At 43.0% G+C, this 19,374-nt stretch carries 21 protein-coding genes; 16 read left to right on the top strand and 5 right to left on the bottom strand.

The features are described from left to right. Window positions 1–31: 31 nt before the first annotated feature. The 8 genes from H4I94_RS07070 (at window position 32) to H4I94_RS07035 (ending at window position 8,169) form a co-directional block, all read left to right on the top strand. Complete coding sequence (locus tag H4I94_RS07070; protein WP_261182541.1) at window positions 32–1,036, top strand: sulfate ABC transporter substrate-binding protein; 1,005 nt, start codon at window positions 32–34, stop codon at window positions 1,034–1,036. A 177-nt stretch (window positions 1,037–1,213) separates the two neighbouring features. Then, the gene (locus H4I94_RS07065; protein ID WP_261182540.1) at window positions 1,214–2,227 is read left to right on the top strand and encodes a sulfate ABC transporter substrate-binding protein; all 1,014 of its coding nucleotides are present in this window, start codon (window positions 1,214–1,216) and stop codon (window positions 2,225–2,227) included. 27 nt (window positions 2,228–2,254) lie between these two features. Further along, a complete protein-coding gene (locus H4I94_RS07060) occupies window positions 2,255–2,860 on the top strand; it encodes an alpha/beta hydrolase (protein WP_261182539.1) in 606 nt (201 codons plus the stop codon). Between the two features lie 85 nt (window positions 2,861–2,945). Continuing rightward, window positions 2,946–3,779: a sulfate ABC transporter permease subunit CysT gene (cysT, locus tag H4I94_RS07055; protein WP_261182537.1), complete on the top strand. Its 834-nt coding sequence runs from the start codon at window positions 2,946–2,948 to the stop codon at window positions 3,777–3,779. Further along, a complete protein-coding gene (gene cysW / locus H4I94_RS07050) occupies window positions 3,776–4,669 on the top strand; it encodes a sulfate ABC transporter permease subunit CysW (protein ID WP_261182536.1) in 894 nt (297 codons plus the stop codon). Before cysT ends, cysW begins: the two co-directional genes overlap by 4 nt. Before the next feature lie 11 nt (window positions 4,670–4,680). After that, window positions 4,681–5,742, top strand: coding sequence for a sulfate/molybdate ABC transporter ATP-binding protein (locus H4I94_RS07045; RefSeq protein WP_261182535.1), 1,062 nt, complete (start codon window positions 4,681–4,683; stop codon window positions 5,740–5,742). 53 nt (window positions 5,743–5,795) lie between these two features. Continuing rightward, window positions 5,796–6,719: a CysB family HTH-type transcriptional regulator gene (locus H4I94_RS07040; RefSeq protein ID WP_092818609.1), complete on the top strand. Its 924-nt coding sequence runs from the start codon at window positions 5,796–5,798 to the stop codon at window positions 6,717–6,719. Between the two features lie 253 nt (window positions 6,720–6,972). Beyond that, a complete protein-coding gene (locus tag H4I94_RS07035; protein WP_261182534.1) occupies window positions 6,973–8,169 on the top strand; it encodes an outer membrane protein transport protein in 1,197 nt (398 codons plus the stop codon). Between the two features lie 66 nt (window positions 8,170–8,235). Here the strand turns inward: H4I94_RS07035 and carO are convergent, their stop codons facing one another. Then, on the bottom strand, window positions 8,236–8,988 hold the full coding sequence (carO, locus tag H4I94_RS07030) for an ornithine uptake porin CarO (protein ID WP_261182533.1): 753 nt from the start codon (window positions 8,986–8,988) through the stop codon (window positions 8,236–8,238). 301 nt (window positions 8,989–9,289) lie between these two features. On the opposite strand from carO, the gene dapD reads away from it, so the two are divergent. From dapD to H4I94_RS07005, 5 genes are all read left to right on the top strand, one after another. Continuing rightward, window positions 9,290–10,111 (top strand): 2,3,4,5-tetrahydropyridine-2,6-dicarboxylate N-succinyltransferase, encoded by an 822-nt coding sequence (gene dapD, locus H4I94_RS07025; protein ID WP_092818612.1) that lies wholly within the window; start codon window positions 9,290–9,292, stop codon window positions 10,109–10,111. Window positions 10,112–10,241: 130 nt separating this feature from the next. Then, window positions 10,242–10,952, top strand: a complete 711-nt coding sequence (gene queE / locus H4I94_RS07020; protein ID WP_261182532.1) for a 7-carboxy-7-deazaguanine synthase QueE — start codon at window positions 10,242–10,244, stop codon at window positions 10,950–10,952. A gap of 38 nt (window positions 10,953–10,990) precedes the next feature. Then, window positions 10,991–11,662, top strand: a complete 672-nt coding sequence (gene queC, locus H4I94_RS07015) for a 7-cyano-7-deazaguanine synthase QueC (RefSeq protein ID WP_092818614.1) — start codon at window positions 10,991–10,993, stop codon at window positions 11,660–11,662. Window positions 11,663–11,675: 13 nt separating this feature from the next. After that, window positions 11,676–12,086, top strand: coding sequence for a hypothetical protein (locus H4I94_RS07010; RefSeq protein WP_092818615.1), 411 nt, complete (start codon window positions 11,676–11,678; stop codon window positions 12,084–12,086). Between the two features lie 153 nt (window positions 12,087–12,239). Next, window positions 12,240–12,698 carry a peroxiredoxin gene (locus H4I94_RS07005; RefSeq protein WP_092818616.1) on the top strand — a complete coding sequence of 153 codons (459 nt, stop codon included), beginning with the start codon at window positions 12,240–12,242 and terminating at the stop codon, window positions 12,696–12,698. Window positions 12,699–12,782: 84 nt separating this feature from the next. On the opposite strand, the gene H4I94_RS07000 is transcribed toward H4I94_RS07005, so the two are convergent. Beyond that, on the bottom strand, window positions 12,783–13,382 hold the full coding sequence (locus tag H4I94_RS07000; RefSeq protein ID WP_261182531.1) for a LysE/ArgO family amino acid transporter: 600 nt from the start codon (window positions 13,380–13,382) through the stop codon (window positions 12,783–12,785). Window positions 13,383–13,501: 119 nt separating this feature from the next. On the opposite strand from H4I94_RS07000, the gene H4I94_RS06995 reads away from it, so the two are divergent. Beyond that, entirely contained in the window at window positions 13,502–14,395 is an 894-nt protein-coding gene (locus H4I94_RS06995) for a LysR family transcriptional regulator ArgP (RefSeq protein WP_261182529.1), read from the top strand. A gap of 39 nt (window positions 14,396–14,434) precedes the next feature. Here H4I94_RS06995 and H4I94_RS06990 read toward each other — a convergent pair whose 3' ends face one another. Together H4I94_RS06990 and H4I94_RS06985 are read right to left on the bottom strand one after the other, a co-directional pair. Then, window positions 14,435–15,004, bottom strand: coding sequence for a YceI family protein (locus H4I94_RS06990; protein ID WP_261182528.1), 570 nt, complete (start codon window positions 15,002–15,004; stop codon window positions 14,435–14,437). Window positions 15,005–15,061: 57 nt separating this feature from the next. Then, window positions 15,062–15,631, bottom strand: coding sequence for a nicotinate-nicotinamide nucleotide adenylyltransferase (locus H4I94_RS06985; protein WP_261182527.1), 570 nt, complete (start codon window positions 15,629–15,631; stop codon window positions 15,062–15,064). A 103-nt stretch (window positions 15,632–15,734) separates the two neighbouring features. Here H4I94_RS06985 and H4I94_RS06980 point away from each other — a divergent pair, with 103 nt between their 5' ends. Together H4I94_RS06980 and H4I94_RS06975 are read left to right on the top strand one after the other, a co-directional pair. Continuing rightward, window positions 15,735–16,535: an enoyl-CoA hydratase-related protein gene (locus H4I94_RS06980; RefSeq protein ID WP_261182526.1), complete on the top strand. Its 801-nt coding sequence runs from the start codon at window positions 15,735–15,737 to the stop codon at window positions 16,533–16,535. A 99-nt stretch (window positions 16,536–16,634) separates the two neighbouring features. Next, on the top strand, window positions 16,635–17,396 hold the full coding sequence (locus tag H4I94_RS06975; protein ID WP_261182525.1) for a nitroreductase family protein: 762 nt from the start codon (window positions 16,635–16,637) through the stop codon (window positions 17,394–17,396). 199 nt (window positions 17,397–17,595) lie between these two features. On the opposite strand, the gene H4I94_RS06970 is transcribed toward H4I94_RS06975, so the two are convergent. Next, window positions 17,596–19,284: a ShlB/FhaC/HecB family hemolysin secretion/activation protein gene (locus tag H4I94_RS06970; protein ID WP_261182524.1), complete on the bottom strand. Its 1,689-nt coding sequence runs from the start codon at window positions 19,282–19,284 to the stop codon at window positions 17,596–17,598. Between the last annotated feature and the right edge of the window lie 90 nt (window positions 19,285–19,374).

Raw genomic sequence — 19,374 nt, 5'->3', positions numbered from 1 at the left:
CATTCATAATTCAAATTCAAAGGACAGCAAAATGCGTACATTAAAAATTGGGGTTTTGGCAGCACTTATTTCAGCAACCTCTTTTACTGCACTGGCAAAAGACTTTTTAAACGTTTCCTATGATCCAACCCGTGAATTGTATGAAAACTACAACAAAGAGTTTGGCGCATACTGGAAAAAAACCACCGGCCAAGATATTAACTTTAAACAGTCACACGGCGGTTCTGGCAAACAGGCGCGTGCGGTGATTGATGGCCTGGATGCCGATGTGGTGACACTGGCACTTGCAGCAGATATTGATGCCATTGCCGAAAATTCAAATCTTTTACCAAAAAACTGGCAAAAACAGTTCCCGAATAACTCTACCCCATATACCTCCACCATTGTATTCCTGGTACGTAAAGGCAACCCGAAAGGCATTAAGGACTGGGGCGATCTGGTCAAAAATGATGTGGGCATTATTACCCCAAACCCAAAAACGTCTGGCGGTGCCCGCTGGAATTATCTTGCAGCCTGGGCTTGGGCGAAACATCAGCCAGGCGGTAACGATGCCAAAGCACAGGAATTTGTACGTAAAATTTATAAAAACACCAAAGTCCTGGACTCAGGTGCACGCGGTTCAACCACAACATTTGCAGAACGTGGCATTGGTGATGTCTTGCTGGCATGGGAAAACGAAGCTCACCTAGCGATCCGTGAACAACCGGGCAAGTTCGAAATTATCACACCGTCATTGTCTATTTTGGCTGAACCACCCGTTGCCATTGTAGAAAAGAATGCTCAAAAAGACGGCAACCTGAATTTAGCTAAAGCCTACTTAAATTACCTGTATTCACCTGCAGGTCAAAAGATTGCTGCCAGTAACTTCTACCGTCCACGTAATGCAGTAGTATTGGCAAAATACAAATCCGTATTCAAACCACTGAAATTGGTCACCATTGATAAAGAATTTGGCGGATGGAGCAAAGTCCAAAAAGCACATTTTGAAAATGGCGGCGTATTTGACCAGATTGTGAAAGCCAATGGCACCAAATAATCTTAGCCAATCACCCTAAGCATCAGTTTTATGAATAAGGCTGGTGCTTATTTTATAAAACAAGTCCATTTATCTTTTTTATTCATATAAAATTCATTTTTTATTATTTTTTATGCATAAAGAAGAAGGCTATTCTGTACCTCTGTAATGAAACATATTAAGAATATTGAGGTTCGCATGAGCATTTCGGCAAAATTGAAACTTGGGGTTTTAGCAGCAGTTATATCTACCATTTCTTTAGGTGCTGCAGCGAAAGATTTTCTCAATGTCTCTTATGACCCAACACGCGAACTGTATGAAAGCGTAAACAAAGATTTCAGCAAATACTGGGAAAGCCGTACCGGTCAGAAAATCAATTTCAAGCAGTCTCATGGCGGTTCAGGCAAACAGGCGCGTGCGGTGATTGATGGCCTGGATGCCGATGTGGTGACTTTAGCCCTTTCTGCCGACATTGATGTGATTGCGGAAAAAACCAGACAGTTACCTGCAGACTGGCAAAAGAAGCTGCCGCATAACTCGACACCCTATACCTCTACCATCGTATTTTTAGTGCGTAAAGGCAACCCGAAACACATTAAGGACTGGGGTGATCTGGTTAAACCGGGAGTAGGCATCATTACCCCAAACCCTAAAACTTCTGGCGGCGCACGCTGGAACTATCTGGCGGCATGGGCTTGGGCAAAACACCAAGCGGGTGGCAACGACAAAACTGCACAGGAATTTGTGCGTAAAATTTATAAAAACACCAAGGTTCTCGATTCTGGCGCACGCGGTTCAACCACAACATTTGCAGAACGTGGCATTGGTGATGTCTTGCTGGCCTGGGAAAACGAGGCTCACTTAGCCCTTCGTGAACAACCGGGCAAGTTTGAAATTATCACGCCATCTTTGTCTATTCTGGCTGAGCCACCCGTGGCGATTGTCGAAAAAAATGCAGAGAAAAAAGGCAACAAATATCTCGCTCAAGGCTACTTGAATTTCCTTTACTCGCCACGCGGCCAGCAACTTGCGGCTGAGAACTTTTATCGTCCACGCAACGCAAAAACATTGGCGCAATACAGCAAGGTATTCCAGCCATTAAAACTGGTCAGCATCGATCAGGAATTTGGCGGCTGGAATAAAGTTCAAAAAGCGCACTTTGAAAATGGCGGCGTATTTGACCAGATTGTTAAAGCCAATAATGCAAAATAACAGTATTCGATAGACAGGAGCATCGACATGATTCATACCGTAATTGTTCCGGGCGTAGGTGGCAGTGAGCCTGCCCACTGGCAGTCATGGCTACAACGACAGCTCATGTCATGCTCCCGTGTGCAGCAACAGGACTGGAACACGCCTGTGTTACAAAACTGGGTTGCCGAGTTTGTAAAGACCGTGGCACCTATTCAAGGCAGCATCCAGATTGTGGCGCATAGTTTTGGCTGTTTAACCACAGTGGCAGCTTTAGTCCAGCATCCGGAACTCAATCAAAAAATTAAAAATTTGATTCTGGTTGCACCAGCCAACCCTGCCCGTTTTGGTGAAGCCGGTTTTTCACGTGATAGCCAGCAAGATTATCAACGCTATTTTCATCAGCTGAAAATTGCGGTGCCAACCACTTTACTGATCAGTGAAAATGATCCCTGGTTAAATTTTGAAGATGCCCAGCAACTTGCCAAGGCATGGAAACTTAATCCGGTTAATCTGGGTCAGGTTGGACATATTAATGTTGCTTCCGGTTTTGGGCCTTTTCCTGAAATTTTTGATTATCTGATTTCAGAAAATGTGCTGCAAAATATCAATTTTACTGATGACAGCAAGTGCTTTTTTAAATTTGCAATTTAAACCCTGCAAATTATGCTTGTGCCGAATTAAACTTTTATTTTCGCTGACTTTATTGGTCAGTATTCGCTCTTTTTAAGGAATCATCATGTCGCAGCGATCCCGAGTGCTGCCAGGATTTGGTCTTTCTCTAGGCTTTACCCTAGCGTATCTGTCATTAATTGTTCTTATTCCTCTATCTGCGGTGTTTATCAAATCGCTAGATATAGGCTGGGACGGTTTATGGGAAATTTTAAGTTCAGAACGTATCTTGAAATCCTTGCAGTTAAGTTTTAGTGCTGCCCTATTTGCAGCCTTAATCAATGTCGTGTTTGGCTTGTTACTGGCATGGTGTCTGGTCCGCTACAGTTTTCCCGGTAAACGCATTGTTGATGCTTTGGTCGATTTGCCCTTTGCCCTGCCGACAGCTGTGGCGGGTATTGCCTTAACCTCGTTATATGCACCGACTGGCTGGATTGGCCAGTATCTGGAGCCGATGGGAATTAAAGTAGCCTACACCCCGATCGGGATTACGCTGGCGCTGATTTTTATTGGCTTGCCTTTCGTGGTACGTACCGTACAGCCTGTACTGAGTGATCTTGAAACTGAACTTGAAGAAGCGGCTTCTGCTCTGGGTGCCAACCGTTTTCAGATTGTCACAAAAATTATCCTGCCAATTCTGTTTCCAGCGCTACTGACCGGTTTTGCCCTGGCCTTTGCACGCGGTGTCGGTGAATATGGTTCCGTGATCTTTATTGCCGGTAACCAGCCGTTTGAAACCGAAATTGCGCCCCTGATGATTATTTCCCGTCTGGAAGAATATGACTATGCCGGTGCAACCACCATTGCTGTGGTCATGTTAGTACTGTCTTTTGCCATCTTGTTCCTGATTAACTTGTTACAAGCTTGGGCCAGCAAACGTACCGGGAGAACTGCACGATGAGTTTAATCACCAATAGCAATGCCTTAGCAGAGAAATTACAGTCCCGCGATGCAACCCGTGAACCGGTCTGGGTTCGCTATTTACTGCTGACCATTGCCCTGATTTTCTTTTTAAGCTGCTTGATTCTGCCTTTAATTCTGGTCTTTGTTGAAGCATTTAAACAGGGGGTTGGGGTTTATTTCCAGGCACTGGTGCATCCAGATACCTTGTCTGCCGTAAAACTGACCTTATTGACCGCCGCAATTGCCGTGCCATTAAACGTGATCTTTGGTGTGGCTGCAGCCTGGTCAGTAGCAAAATTTAATTTCCGTGGCAAATCCATTCTAACCACCATTATTGATATACCTTTCTCGGTTTCCCCGGTTATCGCCGGCATGATGCTGGTTCTGATTTTCGGTACTCAAGGCTGGCTTGGCGGCTGGTTAATGGACAATGATATTAAAATTCTGTATGCCATTCCTGCCATTGTACTTGCTACCGTGTTTATTACCGTTCCTTTTGTGGCGCGTGAACTGATTCCTTTAATGGAAGCCCAAGGTACCGAGGAAGAAGAAGCTGCGATTGTACTGGGTGCTTCAGGCTGGCAAACTTTCTGGAAAGTGACCTTACCCAACATTAAATGGGGTCTGATTTACGGGGTGATTCTGTGTAATGCCCGTGCCATGGGTGAATTCGGTGCCGTATCGGTAGTGTCAGGCCACATTCGTGGCGAAACCAATACCCTGCCGCTACATGTAGAAATCCTTTACAACGAATATACCTTTAGTGCGGCATTTGCAGTGTCATCGCTTCTGGCGTTACTGGCAATTGTGACCCTGATCCTGAAAACATGGGTAGAAGTACGCCAGGAAAAACAAAATAAACGTAATGACGATTCAACAGTTTCTTAAGGAATGACATCATGAGTATTCAAGTTAAAAATATTGAAAAACACTTTGGTGCTTTCCATGCACTTAAAAATATCTCGCTGGACTTTCCAGATGGTCAGCTGGTGGCATTACTCGGCCCATCTGGCTGCGGTAAAACCACATTGCTGCGTATTATCGCAGGGCTGGAATCGGCAGATGGCGGTCAGGTGATTCTGGAAGGCGAAGATGCAACCAATGTGCATGTACGTGAACGTGAAGTCGGCTTTGTATTCCAGCATTATGCCCTGTTCCGTCATATGACCGTATTTGACAACATTGCCTTTGGTTTACGTGTGCGTCCGCGCTCTACCCGACCATCGGAAGCTGAAATTAAAAAACGTGTGACCCGTCTCCTTGATCTGGTTCAGCTGGGCTTTCTGGCTGACCGTTATCCTGCACAACTTTCAGGGGGCCAACGTCAACGTATTGCCCTGGCACGCGCTTTAGCAGTTGAACCTCGTGTATTATTGCTGGATGAACCTTTTGGCGCACTCGATGCCAAGGTGCGTAAAGAATTGCGTCGCTGGTTACGTACTTTGCATGATGAATTGCATATCACCTCGATTTTCGTCACGCACGATCAGGAAGAAGCTTTGGAAGTCGCCGATCAAATCGTGGTAATGAACAAAGGCAATGTCGAACAGATCGGTTCACCACGTGAAGTTTATGAAAAACCGGCAACGCCGTTTGTATTTGACTTCCTGGGTCAGGCCAACCGTTTCGAAGGTCAAAACCAGCAAGGCATTATCCAGATTGGTGATGACCGTCTGCAACTGCCGCAGGTGAAAGATGCTCCGCAAGGTAATGTGGTTGCCTTTGCCCGTCCAAATGAATTGCGTATTCATGCCACACCGCAAGAAAATGCCATTCAGGCCACTTTTCTGCGTGAAATCTGGATTGCCGGCAAAGTCATTGCTGAACTTCAAGATCGCCAAGGCAATTTAATTGAAATTTCGCTTAATTCTGAAGAAGCGAAATTACATCAATTCAAGCCAAATCAAACAGTGTGGTTAAGTCCAACGGCATTGCACCTGTTTGCCAATGACGTCGCTTAATAACAAATAGATGGGGCAAAAACAGCCCCATCCTCTTTAGGGTATACAGCATTATGAATTTCCAACAATTAAGAATTATTCGAGAAACTGTTAGACAAAACTTTAATTTAACCGAAGCTTCGGCAGCACTTTATACTTCGCAATCTGGCGTAAGTAAGCACATTAAAGATTTAGAAGATGAACTGGGCGTACAGCTGTTTATCCGTAAAGGGAAACGTTTACTGGGACTGACCGAACCGGGCCAGTCTTTACTTGGGATTGTGGAACGCATGCTGGTAGATGCCGACAATATTAAACGTCTGGCAGATGACTTTAACCGCGTCGATGAAGGTACGCTGACCATTGCAACCACGCATACCCAAGCGCGTTATGTATTACCGCCGATTGTGAACCAATTTAAAAAAGAATTCCCCAAAGTTCATTTGATTCTGCAGCAGGCCAGCCCGGTTGAAATTACCGAAATGTTGCTGCAAGGTGAAGCGGATATTGGTATTGCCACCGAGTCTCTGACCACGGAAGAAAATCTGGCCAGCGTACCTTATTATAATTGGCAGCACAGTATTATTACTCCGCAAAACCATGCGCTTGCCAATAAAGCAGACATCACCCTGGAAGACTTGGCGCAATATCCAATTATTACCTACCATGGCGGTTTCACAGGTCGTTCTAAAATTGACAAGGCCTTTGAAGAGGCAGGCATTGACGTTGATATTGTCATGTCAGCACTGGATGCCGATGTCATCAAAACCTATGTCGAATTGAATATGGGGGTCGGTATTGTCAACAATGTCGCTTATGACGCTGAACGCGACTATCGCCTCAAACAGATTCAAACCGATATCTTCGGAGTAAATACCACCTGGATTGCGGTGCGCAAAGGCCATTTGCTGCGCGGTTATGGTTATGAGTTTATTTCACTCTGCTCGCCAGAAGCCGACATTAAGGCACTGAAAAAAGTGGCTTATCCCGAAGAATAAGCATTTCATGATTTTTTTAAAAAAGGGATATAAAAAATATCCCTTTTTTCATTCATTTTTCACGGCAAAGACTGATTCATAAAAATACTTTCAATTATTCAATTATTTAAATAAAAAAAATTCACACAAAACTTGCTCATTCCATACAAAATCACATACAGTAACCCTGTCCATAAAAAGAATTCTATTTCATGTGTGTATTCACACTTTATACAGACATTGACATAACGAAAAAAATTGAATGGGGATCTCCATGAAAGCAACGGCATTTGGCATCAGTATTTGCATTTTCATGCCTGGCGATCTCTATGCTTCGGCACTGGAAAGCTCTAGCCAATCCATCGCCTCTTTTTTACAACCGCATCATTATGCCGAGCTCTCAACTGCCATTGTAGATGCCAATATTTCAGGCAAAACGCTTCGACCAGATGCAAATAATCCCTCCACATTTACTGAAATTTCTACCCCCAATTTTACGGATTCCTTTTATATTTCAAATGCGGCATTTAAATTACAATTACACCCTCACTGGTCCTTGGGGCTAATTTACGATCAGCCTTTTAGTACAGATATTGGCTACGCGCTAGAACCTGTCGTCAGCAATCCTGCCGATTTAGTCAATGCCGTACATTTTCAACTGGACACCCATAATTTAACCGCCCTTTTCGGCTATCAGCCCAATCCATCCTGGAATTTTTATACGGGTTTAAGTTATCAAACCCTGGACACAGAGCTGAAAATTTCAGGACAATCGATGGGAATACTGGCTGATTATATAGCAACTACGGATCAAGACCCGGCTGTAGGCTGGTTAACAGGCATCAGTTATGAAATACCCGAATATGCGCTGAAGACTTCTCTCACCTATCGTTCCAGGATTCAGCATAAACCGCAATTTCATGAGCAGACCTCATCTACACCTGAAATTCCCATCTTGAATTCAACTTCTACACAGCACATCAGCATCGATACACCGCAGTCCATAAACCTGGAGTTTCAATCCGGGATTACGCCACGGAATATCGTGTATAGCACGTTGCGCTGGGTAAATTGGAAAAAATTCAAAATGATATCTCCCCTGATGAGTTCAGCTGAGCCTGTACCAGTCAATTTGGTGGATTATCAGAAAAATCAGCTTTCCACCACCCTGGGAGTTGCCCATGTTTTCAATGAACAATGGACTACGGCTCTGGATATAGGATTCGATTCAGGTATTGGCAATCCAGCCTCCACCTTAAGTCCTTCGGATGATTACTACAGTTTTGGGGTTGGCGGTTTTTATCATATGCGCTCTAATTTATTTATTGCCGGGGGCATCAAATATTTTAGACTCAACAAAGCTAAAGTTGAGCAAAATCAGGCAGGTTCAGGCAGTCTTTTTGGTGTGTTATCTTCGGTAAATCATAACAAGATTATTGCTTATGGCCTGAAGCTCGGTTACCGCTTTTAACTAAAATGGTTTCATTTTAAAAAATAAAAAACGGGCCGAAGCCCGTTTTTTAGATACTAATTTTTCTTACCAATGATAGCTTACACCGATTTTACCGACAGGAAGCCATTTATGTTTGTCATCAGTCGCAATTTTGGCTTCGTCAGCTGCAATGTTGTCAACCAATGAGCCGCGTGTTGGGTTATCGGCCGCACCACCACTGACTAACTGCAAGTTGACATCCGGGTTATCTGCATAGTAGGCACCCACTTCACCAAACACGCCCCAATTTTTATTAATCTTAGGCGCCCATCCAAAGCCTAAATAGGGAGCGATGTCATTTTTGTAGTCCATGTTACCTCTAATATGAGCGCCATCTGGACCTGCGACAAAGTCTGTATGGTTAATGGTAAAACCCTCTCCCGCATTTACACGGCGATCAAGTTCATACTCATTGTCTAAATAGGCTACACCAGCGGCCATATATAGACCTTGCACCCATCTATTTTCACTTGCACCCCAAGGGCGAATTTCAGCATTTAAATAGGTATTTTTATTCTCCATATCAATGTCATAATCTGAGCCATTGACCGAGATATCATCAGACCAAGAGATATCACCACCGTTATAACCTAGCGCCAAACCTACATAGGGGTTTGCAGTCCACAGTAATGCACCACCATAACCGGTAGTACCTACTTCAGCACGAACGCCAGTTGGAATCAGCTGGTTACGTTCAAAGGCATAGCCGTCTTGTACTACTGCATCATCAGCTGCCATGGCTGTTCCGGCAATAGAGGTCAAAACAGATACTGCTAAAAGCTTAGCTAAAGTTTTCATTGTAGATCTCCTCAAAAAAGTTTCTATTTCATCATTAGTGCTTTTCTATCTAATAGTTAAAACTATAAAATATTAATTGCTTAACTTTTATTCGAAATTTGCTTAGTTTTTGTTATTTTTTGATACATTTTCTATTTGTTTTTGATTATTAACCCATTTTTTGTTTACTTAATCTCACTCGTCGTTTTTTGTCCGATTTTGCTCCTCTTTCATAATAAATTCCGATCCAAAGCCACTTTTTCATCTATTTCTGTCTCAATATAGTGTAAAATCTTGAAAAATTTTTTCTGGAAGGAAGATCATGTCTCAGCTTTCAACAATCATTGAACAGGCTTTTGAAGACCGTGCGAATTTCACAGCAGCAGATTGCCCTGCTGAAATCCGTCAAGCAGTTGAGGAAGTCATTGCTGGCCTGGACAATGGTACTTTACGTGTTGCTGAAAAAATCGAGGGTGAATGGGTTGTTCATCAATGGATTAAGAAAGCGGTATTGTTATCATTTAAATTAAACGACAACAAACCAATGGAAGCTTGTGATCTTCGTTTCTATGACAAAGTTGATACTAAATTTGGCGATTGGACTGAAGAACAGTTTAAAGCTGCAGGTGTACGTGTAGTACCTCCTGCTGTAGCCCGTAAAGGTTCATTCCAGGCGAAAAATGTGGTCTTGATGCCTTCTTATGTGAACATTGGTGCTTATGTGGATGAAGGTACCATGGTTGATACATGGGCAACTGTGGGTTCATGTGCGCAAATTGGTAAAAACGTTCACTTGTCTGGTGGTGTAGGCATTGGCGGCGTGCTTGAACCGCTTCAAGCGAACCCAACCATTATTGAAGACAACTGCTTCATCGGTGCTCGTTCTGAAATTGTTGAAGGCGTGATTGTTGAAGAAGGTTCTGTCATTTCAATGGGCGTATTCATTGGTCAATCTACCAAGATTTATGACCGTGAAACTGGCGAGATCCATTACGGCCGCGTTCCTGCAGGTTCGGTGGTTGTTTCTGGTAGCCTTCCATCTAAATGCGGTAAATACAGCCTGTACGCAGCTGTGATCGTGAAAAAAGTAGATGCGAAAACCCGTGCAAAAACGAGCTTGAACGATTTATTGCGCGAAGACTAAGATGTAGTCTGCTGCGGAACATTGATTGTTCCCCGGAGCTTCAACCGCTCCTCGTCTCTACGGTTAGCAATAGCCGTAGGGATTTTTATTTTTATACTGTGTTATTTATCCTGAGCTGGATTATGTTGTTATGAGTACTCTTCGATCTTCCGCTATTCCTGTTACCGATCCGTCTGCGGGGTTACGTATTACGGAGATTTTCTATTCATTACAAGGTGAAGCCAATGCTGCAGGATTGCCGACCGTATTTATCCGTTTAACCGGTTGCCCTTTACGTTGTACTTATTGCGATACCACTTATTCTTTTGAAGGTGGCGAACGCCAATCCCTTGATGACATTATTCAGACCGCACTGGATTTTAAAACACCCTATATTTGTGTGACCGGTGGTGAACCATTGGCACAGCCGAATGCCCTGCCTTTAATGCAGCGTTTAGCTGACCTGGGCTGTGAAGTGTCTTTAGAAACCAGTGGTGCACTCGATGTATCTAAAGTCGATCCACGAGTTTCCAAAGTACTGGATTTAAAAACGCCAACTTCTGGAGAAGTTGCACGAAATTTGCTTAGCAATCTCGATCATTTAACCCCGCATGATCAAATCAAGTTTGTGATTTGTAACCGTGAAGACTATGAATGGTCAAAACAGCAGGTTGAACAATTCAAACTTGCCGATAAAGTCAGTACCGTGTGGTTCTCGCCTGCTTTTGCGGTAGAAAAAGGTGCGGTGAAATTACCCCAACTGGCACGTGATTTGGCTCAATGGATTTTAGATGATCATCTCCCGGTCCGTTTCCAGCTGCAATTACATAAATTGCTCTGGAATGATGAAACTGGTCGTTAATCCATTGTTATTGTGACTTATTTTTTGGAGATTTGAATATGCGCCCTCGTGCCATAGTTTTATTATCTGGCGGCTTAGACTCAACGACTTGTTTGGCTTGGGCGCAAGCACGTTATGAATGTATTGCTTTAAGTTTCATGTATGGTCAGCGTTCAACCACTGAACTGGATGCCGCTCGAGCATTAACCCAGCGTGCTGGTGTAGAACACCGGGTGATTAATATCGATTTAGGTAACCTGGGCGGTTCCGCATTAACAGACCATAACATTGACGTACCAGAACATGAACAAGAAGGTATTCCTGTAACTTATGTTCCAGCACGTAACACAATATTTCTGTCTTATGCGCTCGCAGCGGCGGAAGTTTTTGGTGCAGAAGCCATTGTGATTGGCATCAATGCCGTTGATTATTCAGGTTATCCGGACTGTCGCCCTGAATTTATTGAAGCTTTTGCCAACATGGCACGCCTGGCAACCAAGGTTGGTGTAGAAGGAAAACCTCTTAAATTTGAAACACCTTTGTTACATTTATCCAAAGCAAATATCATTCGCTTAGGTATAGAACATGGCGTAGACTATAGTCAAACGGTGTCTTGCTACCAAGCAGACGACCAAGGACGTGCTTGTGGTAAATGCGATAGTTGCCGCTTACGTAAACAAGGTTTTGCTGATGCGGGTATCGCCGATCCGACACGTTATATACCGTCATAACAGGGTACAGTACATGAAAAATTTGAAGTCAAACATTATTCTTTCTACATTGGTTTCTGCAGTCGCATTGATGGCGACTGCTGCAAATGCAGCCGAAACAAACAAGCTTCAGGAAGCTTATAAAAGCACCAATGTAAAATCTGCTTTAATTAATGTTTGTAAGGAAGAAACTGCGAAAGGCAAAAAACTTACTTCTGCTGAAGTAAGCAAATACTGTACGTGTGCAGTGGAAGCGGATGGCCGTTTAACAAATGCACAAAAATGGGAAATCCAAAGTACCATTAACCAGAAGAAAAGTCCTGCGACTTTAGCTTTTGTGCAAAAACAAAATAAAGATTTACAAGCGTGTTTTGGTCCACAATTGACAGGCAAGCTCAAAAGCTTGACTGAAGAAGCCATGAAATCTGCTCAACAAAAGAAATAATTACTTTATGTTGAAGAAAAGCCTGCATCGTTGCAGGCTTTTTTTATGGGTAAAATTACCTTCCCGAGTTCAGCATAAACCTCGTTAAATTCGCTATCATGGCAGCATAAATTTACCATTCATATGACAATTTAACTTTATAAGGATGAACGCATGTCTGCTATTACGCTGCCTAATCAAGCCTTCCCGACCACAACCGGTGAAATTAACCTGACTGAAATTCCTACAGAATGGCTGATTGTGTATTTTTATCCTAAAGATTCTACTCCGGGCTGTACTACACAGGCGATCGGTTTCTCGTGTTTAAAAGATCAATTTGATGCCTTAAATAGCACCATTTTGGGTATTTCACGTGATTCGGTAAAAGCGCATCAGAACTTTACCGAAAAGCAGAAGCTGAGCATTAACCTGATCAGTGACAAAGAAGAAGTACTGTGCAATCTTTTCGACGTGATTAAAGAAAAGAACATGTATGGCAAACAGGTGATGGGCATTGAGCGCTCCACCTTTATTTTCCATAACGGCAAACTGGTCAAAGAATATCGCAAGGTCAAGGCTGCAGGACATGCCGAACAGGTCCTTGAAGATTTAAAAACCCTGCAAGCAGCCTAATTTCTTTTGATAAAAAGGCATGATTTAAACCAGAAATAGGATGACTCATGCCTTTTTCTTTTGGCCTGCTCTTTTACATTTTCCTTAGTTCAATAAAGAAATGGCAATGGACCACATCACACCTCCAATCACTATATCCAATATTTTCCAGGCTTTGGGACGTTGAAAAATCGGTTGCAAATAACGTGCTGCATAGCCCAAGCTAAAAAAGAACAGGAATGATGCACTGATTGCTCCCAAGGCAAAATACAGTTGCGTGTCTGGATATTGGGTCGAGATCGAGCCCAATAACACCACCGTATCCAGGTACACATGCGGATTCAGCCAGGTCAAACCTAAACAGATGAACAAGACCTTGCCCAAAGAAGGCACTTCATTTGAACTGATTTCTAAACGCTGCTCGCCTTTCCAGACCTGATAAAAATGTTGCGCACCATAGACCAATAAGAAAGTTGCACCCAAATACCTGGCAATATTCAGCCAATGCGGATGTAACGTGACCAGTTCTGAAAAGCCCAGCACTCCGGATGAAATCAAAATCGCATCAGACAAGGCACAACACAGGCAAATGGCAAAGACGTGTTGCTGCTTTAAACCCTGTTTCAGCACAAACGCATTTTGTGCGCCAATCGGTACAATCAGACTTAAAGCCATGGCAAAACCATGTAAGGCACTATTTAACATAGGTATTAAAACGTTAAGGTCATTCAAAAAACATGTTTTGAATTATCCCAGTTCACACTACAAATTAAGTATAATTAAGAAAATATCAATTCAACTCAGTTTTTTTTAGGTTGTGCTGTATGCTTTCAAGTAAGTTCTGTGAAGCTTTTCTTGCCGTGGCTGAATTAGGCAGTTTTGATGCAGCTGCGCAGCGCCTGTGTATTACGGCATCTGCAGTCACCTTGAGGGTGCAGGCTTTGGAAAAAGATTTGGGACAGATTTTATTGCTGCGCGAACGCCCCTGTCGGGTCACTCAAGCTGGCCAACAGCTGTTAGAGCATTTACAGCATCAACGCCTACGTGAACAGAATCTGTTACAACAATTCATGGGTCAATCCAGCCAGCATGAGTTTCATCAATTCAGTATTGCCACCAATGCTGATTCTTTATCGACCTGGCTGCTCAAGGTCCTGCAAAGCACATTAATCGAGCATAAAATTGCCCTGAAACTGTCTCTGGATGACCAGCCCCAAACCCATCAGCTGCTTGAAACCGGTTTGGTCAATGCCTGCATCTCCACAGAATCCACAGCCATGAAGGGCTGTGAAGTGCATTATCTGGGGCAGATGACTTATCGCATGGTCGCAACACCTTCCTTTGTAGAAAAGTGGTTTAAAGATGGCATTCACCGCGATGCCTTAAGACATGCCCCAGCCATTATTTTTAATGGTAAAGATCTGATGCATCATCAGGTAATCCTGAACTTGTTTGGATTAAATCAGCAAAGTTATCCGCATTATTTTATTCCCTCCTCGACTGCATTTGTGGAAGCAGTGCATTTGGGTTTAGGCTTTGGTTTGGTGCCGGAATATCAGATTGGTGATGATCTGCAAAGCGGAAAATTGATTGAAATTATGCCAAATGCCAAAACCGAAATGAAACTGTATTGGCATCACTGGAAGCAGCAATCTGCACTGCTGCAACAATTGACACTTGATTTGCTGGAAAAGGCTCACCATCAGATGAATGAATAAAGACGCTGACAAAGCTGGTTTCAGATGGATATGTCGTTTTTATTTCATGTGCCATTGTCCAGACACTTCAATATTGACTTTTTCCCCGATCCCGCCGAAGGCTTTTTTCATGCCAAAATCACTACGTTTCACCACAGTTTTGGATTCCACATCCAAGCGTTGTGGATTGGCTGGATTGGGTTGCAAGGAAGTGTCCAGGATCACCGGCCGGGTAATACCGCGCAAGGTCAGGTCCCCTTTAATCTTGTATTGATGATTTCCCAAAGCAATAAATTCACGACTGTTAAAAATCGCGGTGGGGTATTTTTCAACGTAGAATAAATCTTCCCCCATCATCATATTTTTCAGTGAAGGCTTGCTCAAACTTAGGCTATTTACTTGCATGACAAACCGTGCCGAGGCATTCTGAGGTACTGCCGGATCAAAGCTCATACTGGACTGAACCTGTCCAAACTTGCCTTTTACGGTTGAAAAGCCCATCGACTTCACCTCAAAGCCCACATAGGTTTGTGGAGTCAGTGTCCATTCCTGTGCATTGACCTGTGTGACAATACCCAGAGGGATTAGCCCGAGAATCAGGATACGTTGCAATGTGGTTGGAATATTCATCTTATCCACTCCTGGGTCGCTGCAATTACTTGCCTCGACCTAGTAGCTTACTGAAGATTATTCCAGATTGGTTTTATCTTGGGTCAGGTATTTGTGCTGCAATTGTTGGTAAGTCGAAGTTTTTTGAAATTTGTGTAAAAACTCGCTGGTGCCGAGCGGAAAAGCAGATTCAATAATTTCACCACGGTAATATGCTTCGCGTAGCGGCGTTGCTGAAATGGCCCCCACCAGGCTTTCCAGTTCCACCATCTCCCATTCCGGGAACAGCTTCAGATAATAAGAAGATTCATCTTTAAAATGACCGATCAAGCCGATTTTGGCTTCTGGTTCAGCAACTTCCGTCACCAGAGATTTAACCAGTTGTTGCCATTTCTGATCGTCATAGACATCAATGACATGCACAAACTTGATCCGCTGCTGGTCTGCTTCTGAAAAATTGGACAAGATCATCTGTTCACGTTCCACAGCACTAAACGGATTTTTGATATTACGTTCATTTTGTGCTGAACCTAAGGCCAGCATCACATTTTGGCTTTGCTGCAAGGCAATCTTAATCGTTTGCATATGTGCCAGATGAAAAGGCTGGAAGCGACCAATGAAAACCAGATAATCAAATGTATAGTTCATAACAGATCAATTTTTTATGACTCGTGAGTTGTGCCGCTAAAATAAATATGCGACATAATAAACGCCATAAAATCAAATTAAGTTTTAAAGCAAGGATAGTACGATGACACTGAGCTGTATTCAACAACCACATCAACATTTAAATGCGAATTTAGACAATGGCGTACTGACCTTAGCCATTCATCGTCCTGAAGCTAAAAATGCGTTATATGGCGAGCTGTATTTAAAAATTGCCCAAGCCCTGGATGAAGCCGATCAGGATAAAGACGTTCGCGTGGTAATTTTACGTGGTGAGGATGCCGATTTCAGTGCCGGCAATGATATGCAGGATTTCATGAAGTTCATTCAGACACCACTGGCAGGCAAAGCCGGTGATGCCCCTCCATTCGTGGTTTTAAAATCTGCTGCGAAATTTTCCAAGCCCTTGATTGCCGCTGTCCGTGGTGTTGCGATTGGCATTGGAGTAACGATTTTACTGCATGCCGACCTGGTTTATAGCGATTCTACTGCCCTGTTCCAGATTCCATTTGTCAGTCTTGGACTTTCTCCGGAAGGCGCTTCGAGCAAATTGCTGATTGAGCAAGCGGGATATCATAAAGCTGCCGAGCTGCTGTTTACTGCACAAAAGTTCAACAGTGACAAAGCCTTAAGTGCCGGCATTGTGAATAGCATTGAAGATGATGTGTATACAACTGCACTGAAACAGGCCCAGACTTTAGCAGCGCTGCCGCTCGCTTCAATCAAGCAAACCAAAGCCTTAATGAAACATAATCTGCAGGAAATTATTGATTGTATTGATGATGAAGCCGAGATCTTTATGAAGCGCGTCTCTTCACCGGAAATGGCTGAAGCGGTTGCTGCATTTATGCAAAAGCGTAAACCGGATTTCGCTCAATTTAATTAATTGAAAGATACATAAAAAACCACTGAGTAATTTACCCTTGCTTGGTGGTTTTTTTCATTTCTACCCCAACATCAAGTAAAAATTGTTAAGGAACGCACCATGACCAGCCAAGCCAAGACTGAAAAGAAACGTTACTTTGAGCCAGCCCCACAAGATATTGATGTCGAAAACTTTAAGAAAGTTGTACAAAGCCGTCGTTCAGTACGCAAATTTACGGACAAAGCCATTCCTGCCGATATTCTGGATGAATGTTTAGATCTGGCTTTGCTTGCACCGAACTCATCCAATTTACAGCCTTGGACTTTTTATATAGTCCAAAACCCGACCAAGAAAAAGCAGTTGGTGAAAGCCTGTCTAGGTCAATTGGCTGCGAAAACTGCCGCTGAACTGATTGTCTGCGTGGCACGGACTGACCGTATTGATGAAATGGCGAAAATGAACATTTCCGAGTTTCCATTTCCTGAAGCGCCTGCTGCTGTGCAAAAGTATTACAAGTTTATTCCATATAATTATAAAACGGGTTATTTCAATGCCCTGGGTAACTTTAAGAAAGTGGCTTTCAAAATTGCACGTACACTGGATAAGCAATTGCCAGTAACTGCTTTTAACCCCGCAGATGCGAAACTTTGGGCAAGCAAAACTACAGCGTTAGCTTGTGAAAATCTGGTATTAGCCTTGCGTGCTTATGGTTTTGATAGCTGTATGATGGAAGGTTTTGATGAGCCGATGGTTCGTGAAATTCTGAAATTAAATGACGAACAGTATCCCATAATGGTGATTGGTGCAGGTGAACGGGCTAAAGACGGCGTGTTCTTCCCGCAGTACCGTTTTGATCGTGAGCTGTTTATTCAGAAGGTATAATCCTTATCCCGCTGATACAGTATTTGATACGTGCAAGGCGACATGGATGTCGCCCATCAGACTGTAGCATATGGACGTACCATCAGCCTAACCAAGAGATTGCCTCCTGGTTGACAATGGAACAAGCACAAAAGACATTATTTGAATATTTAATCTTTAGAAATTTAAGGCAATTGGCAGTAGAAAACTTATTTTTCAATTAAAAAGTTTTCTGCCAATTCAGCCATACCTGATAATCATCACGATCATTCATTTGTACAGGCTTGTCACCTAAAGGGAACCCTAATGTAGCTTGAACGCTGCCTACATAATAATTGTCCCAGTTGAGGCCTACGCCCGCACTTCTCAGCGATACTCTATTCTTTTCATTAGAACCTACCCATGTATGCGCATTCAACTTTAATTTAGCCATATCAAGAAATAGTTTTCCGTTTAGCCGATTTTGGGCATTTGACCATAAGTCCTGCCTCAGCTCCAAACTTGATGCCAAGCCTTGCGATGCAGAAAATACACTGCTCTTATAACCGCGCATGAAGTTTGAACCACCCACATAGTAAGCCTCAGAGCTGTCCAGATTATCAGGACTATAAAAACCTTCAACAGATGCAAATAATTCATTACTCTTCATAATGCTTTGCAGGCGTGATGCTTTTAGAAATACACTTAAATAGTCACCATTAGATTGACGCGAAAGTGCATCTGCAGCTTTAACCGCGTCATCTTTAATGTCTAAATGTCCAAATGAATTAATCACTGCAAACTCATTAAAGCCCGCGCCCCCCACTGCGTCATAGGATGAATGATTTAATCCGAGCTGGAAGCTTTCAACATTACGGTGATTGTAATTTTTAACAGTCGCCACATCATCTTCTAATTGTTTGTGCGTATAGTTTAAAGACAGCATGGTTTGCTGTTTTGTACTTTGCATGACTGGCTGCTGCAACCAAACAGAGGTTTCTTTAGCATTGCCTTCATAACCTAAATCTTTTAAATCTTGACCTAATTCATATTCTAAATATGAATAGCTCGCCCCTACTTCTGTTCCTGAACCATGTACCAATGCTGAATAACCAATTTTTCCATAGTTCATTCGCTGACCGCTGCTCATTGCATCCAATGACAGCTGATCGCCCAGCCCCAATAGACTGTTCACACGTATACCGCCTGTACCCCGGACTTCACCCGTATATTTACTACCGAAATTATCTGCACCTAAATATGCCTGATATTTTTGTGACGGAACCAGCTCAACATTTAGCAAAGTTTCATTTTGTGACTGTCCTGCAGTAAAAGATAAATTATTTTTCACCCCATTTAGCCGATTCAAGAGGGATGATATTTCATCTAGAGATTGATCACTCAATAACTGTTTATTTTGCAACGGTGCAATTATTTGATTTACCAGCCACGGCTGGGTATTAGATGCATTGCTTAAATGCACGCCATTCAATTGCGCTTCTACCACTTGAAGGGTAACAATTCCCCCATTCAACGTTTGGGCCGGCAAAAATGCATAGCTGTAGCTATAGCCATTTTGTGCATAATAATCACTGACCTTATTTGCTGCTTGCTGCAATTCCGTCAATGTCAGCTGTTTGCCTTCATAGGCTTGAATTTGTTGGCGAAGTATTAATTCAGAAAACTGCGTATTGCCCTGAATCTCAAATTGGCGAACAAACACTTGCTGCTCCCCATGAACAGCACGTTGTGGCGCTGGTGCTTGCAGAGCTTTATTTTCTTGTGCAGGCTGAATCTGCGGGCTTTTTGCTTCCTGCAATAATTGACCTGCATTTGGGATATTTTCTGCAAAACAAAGCTGCCCTGTTGCGATTAAACTGCATAAAAGCAACATTTTAGGACAAGCAATCGCCATTAAATTTTTATTCATTTCAACCCCAATATTTAATCTTAAAAAGAGACCGTTATTCAACTTATAGAAAAGGCTATATACCCATGCCGATTTCTGGGCATCCTTACT

The sequence above is a fragment of the Acinetobacter sp. T_3_1 genome (genome assembly GCF_025377055.1).
GTDB lineage: Bacteria > Pseudomonadota > Gammaproteobacteria > Pseudomonadales > Moraxellaceae > Acinetobacter > Acinetobacter kookii.
This window is presented reverse-complemented; position numbering and strand designations above follow the sequence as displayed.

What these genes read in the sequence shown, in the direction of transcription:
- queE (WP_261182532.1), top strand. Translation starts at nt 10,242, where the DNA reads ATGAGTACTCTTCGATCTTCCGCTATTCCTGTTACCGATCCGTCTGCG.
- H4I94_RS07005 (WP_092818616.1), top strand. Translation starts at nt 12,240, where the DNA reads ATGTCTGCTATTACGCTGCCTAATCAAGCCTTCCCGACCACAACCGGT.
- H4I94_RS06995 (WP_261182529.1), top strand. Translation starts at nt 13,502, where the DNA reads ATGCTTTCAAGTAAGTTCTGTGAAGCTTTTCTTGCCGTGGCTGAATTA.
- H4I94_RS07035 (WP_261182534.1), top strand. Translation starts at nt 6,973, where the DNA reads ATGAAAGCAACGGCATTTGGCATCAGTATTTGCATTTTCATGCCTGGC.
- H4I94_RS06980 (WP_261182526.1), top strand. Translation starts at nt 15,735, where the DNA reads ATGACACTGAGCTGTATTCAACAACCACATCAACATTTAAATGCGAAT.
- cysW (WP_261182536.1), top strand. Translation starts at nt 3,776, where the DNA reads ATGAGTTTAATCACCAATAGCAATGCCTTAGCAGAGAAATTACAGTCC.
- H4I94_RS06985 (WP_261182527.1), bottom strand. Translation starts at nt 15,631, where the DNA reads ATGAACTATACATTTGATTATCTGGTTTTCATTGGTCGCTTCCAGCCT.
- cysT (WP_261182537.1), top strand. Translation starts at nt 2,946, where the DNA reads ATGTCGCAGCGATCCCGAGTGCTGCCAGGATTTGGTCTTTCTCTAGGC.
- H4I94_RS07070 (WP_261182541.1), top strand. Translation starts at nt 32, where the DNA reads ATGCGTACATTAAAAATTGGGGTTTTGGCAGCACTTATTTCAGCAACC.
- H4I94_RS07040 (WP_092818609.1), top strand. Translation starts at nt 5,796, where the DNA reads ATGAATTTCCAACAATTAAGAATTATTCGAGAAACTGTTAGACAAAAC.
- H4I94_RS07065 (WP_261182540.1), top strand. Translation starts at nt 1,214, where the DNA reads ATGAGCATTTCGGCAAAATTGAAACTTGGGGTTTTAGCAGCAGTTATA.
- H4I94_RS06975 (WP_261182525.1), top strand. Translation starts at nt 16,635, where the DNA reads ATGACCAGCCAAGCCAAGACTGAAAAGAAACGTTACTTTGAGCCAGCC.
- carO (WP_261182533.1), bottom strand. Translation starts at nt 8,988, where the DNA reads ATGAAAACTTTAGCTAAGCTTTTAGCAGTATCTGTTTTGACCTCTATT.
- queC (WP_092818614.1), top strand. Translation starts at nt 10,991, where the DNA reads ATGCGCCCTCGTGCCATAGTTTTATTATCTGGCGGCTTAGACTCAACG.
- H4I94_RS07010 (WP_092818615.1), top strand. Translation starts at nt 11,676, where the DNA reads ATGAAAAATTTGAAGTCAAACATTATTCTTTCTACATTGGTTTCTGCA.
- H4I94_RS07045 (WP_261182535.1), top strand. Translation starts at nt 4,681, where the DNA reads ATGAGTATTCAAGTTAAAAATATTGAAAAACACTTTGGTGCTTTCCAT.
- H4I94_RS07060 (WP_261182539.1), top strand. Translation starts at nt 2,255, where the DNA reads ATGATTCATACCGTAATTGTTCCGGGCGTAGGTGGCAGTGAGCCTGCC.
- H4I94_RS06970 (WP_261182524.1), bottom strand. Translation starts at nt 19,284, where the DNA reads ATGAATAAAAATTTAATGGCGATTGCTTGTCCTAAAATGTTGCTTTTA.
- H4I94_RS07000 (WP_261182531.1), bottom strand. Translation starts at nt 13,382, where the DNA reads ATGTTAAATAGTGCCTTACATGGTTTTGCCATGGCTTTAAGTCTGATT.
- dapD (WP_092818612.1), top strand. Translation starts at nt 9,290, where the DNA reads ATGTCTCAGCTTTCAACAATCATTGAACAGGCTTTTGAAGACCGTGCG.
- H4I94_RS06990 (WP_261182528.1), bottom strand. Translation starts at nt 15,004, where the DNA reads ATGAATATTCCAACCACATTGCAACGTATCCTGATTCTCGGGCTAATC.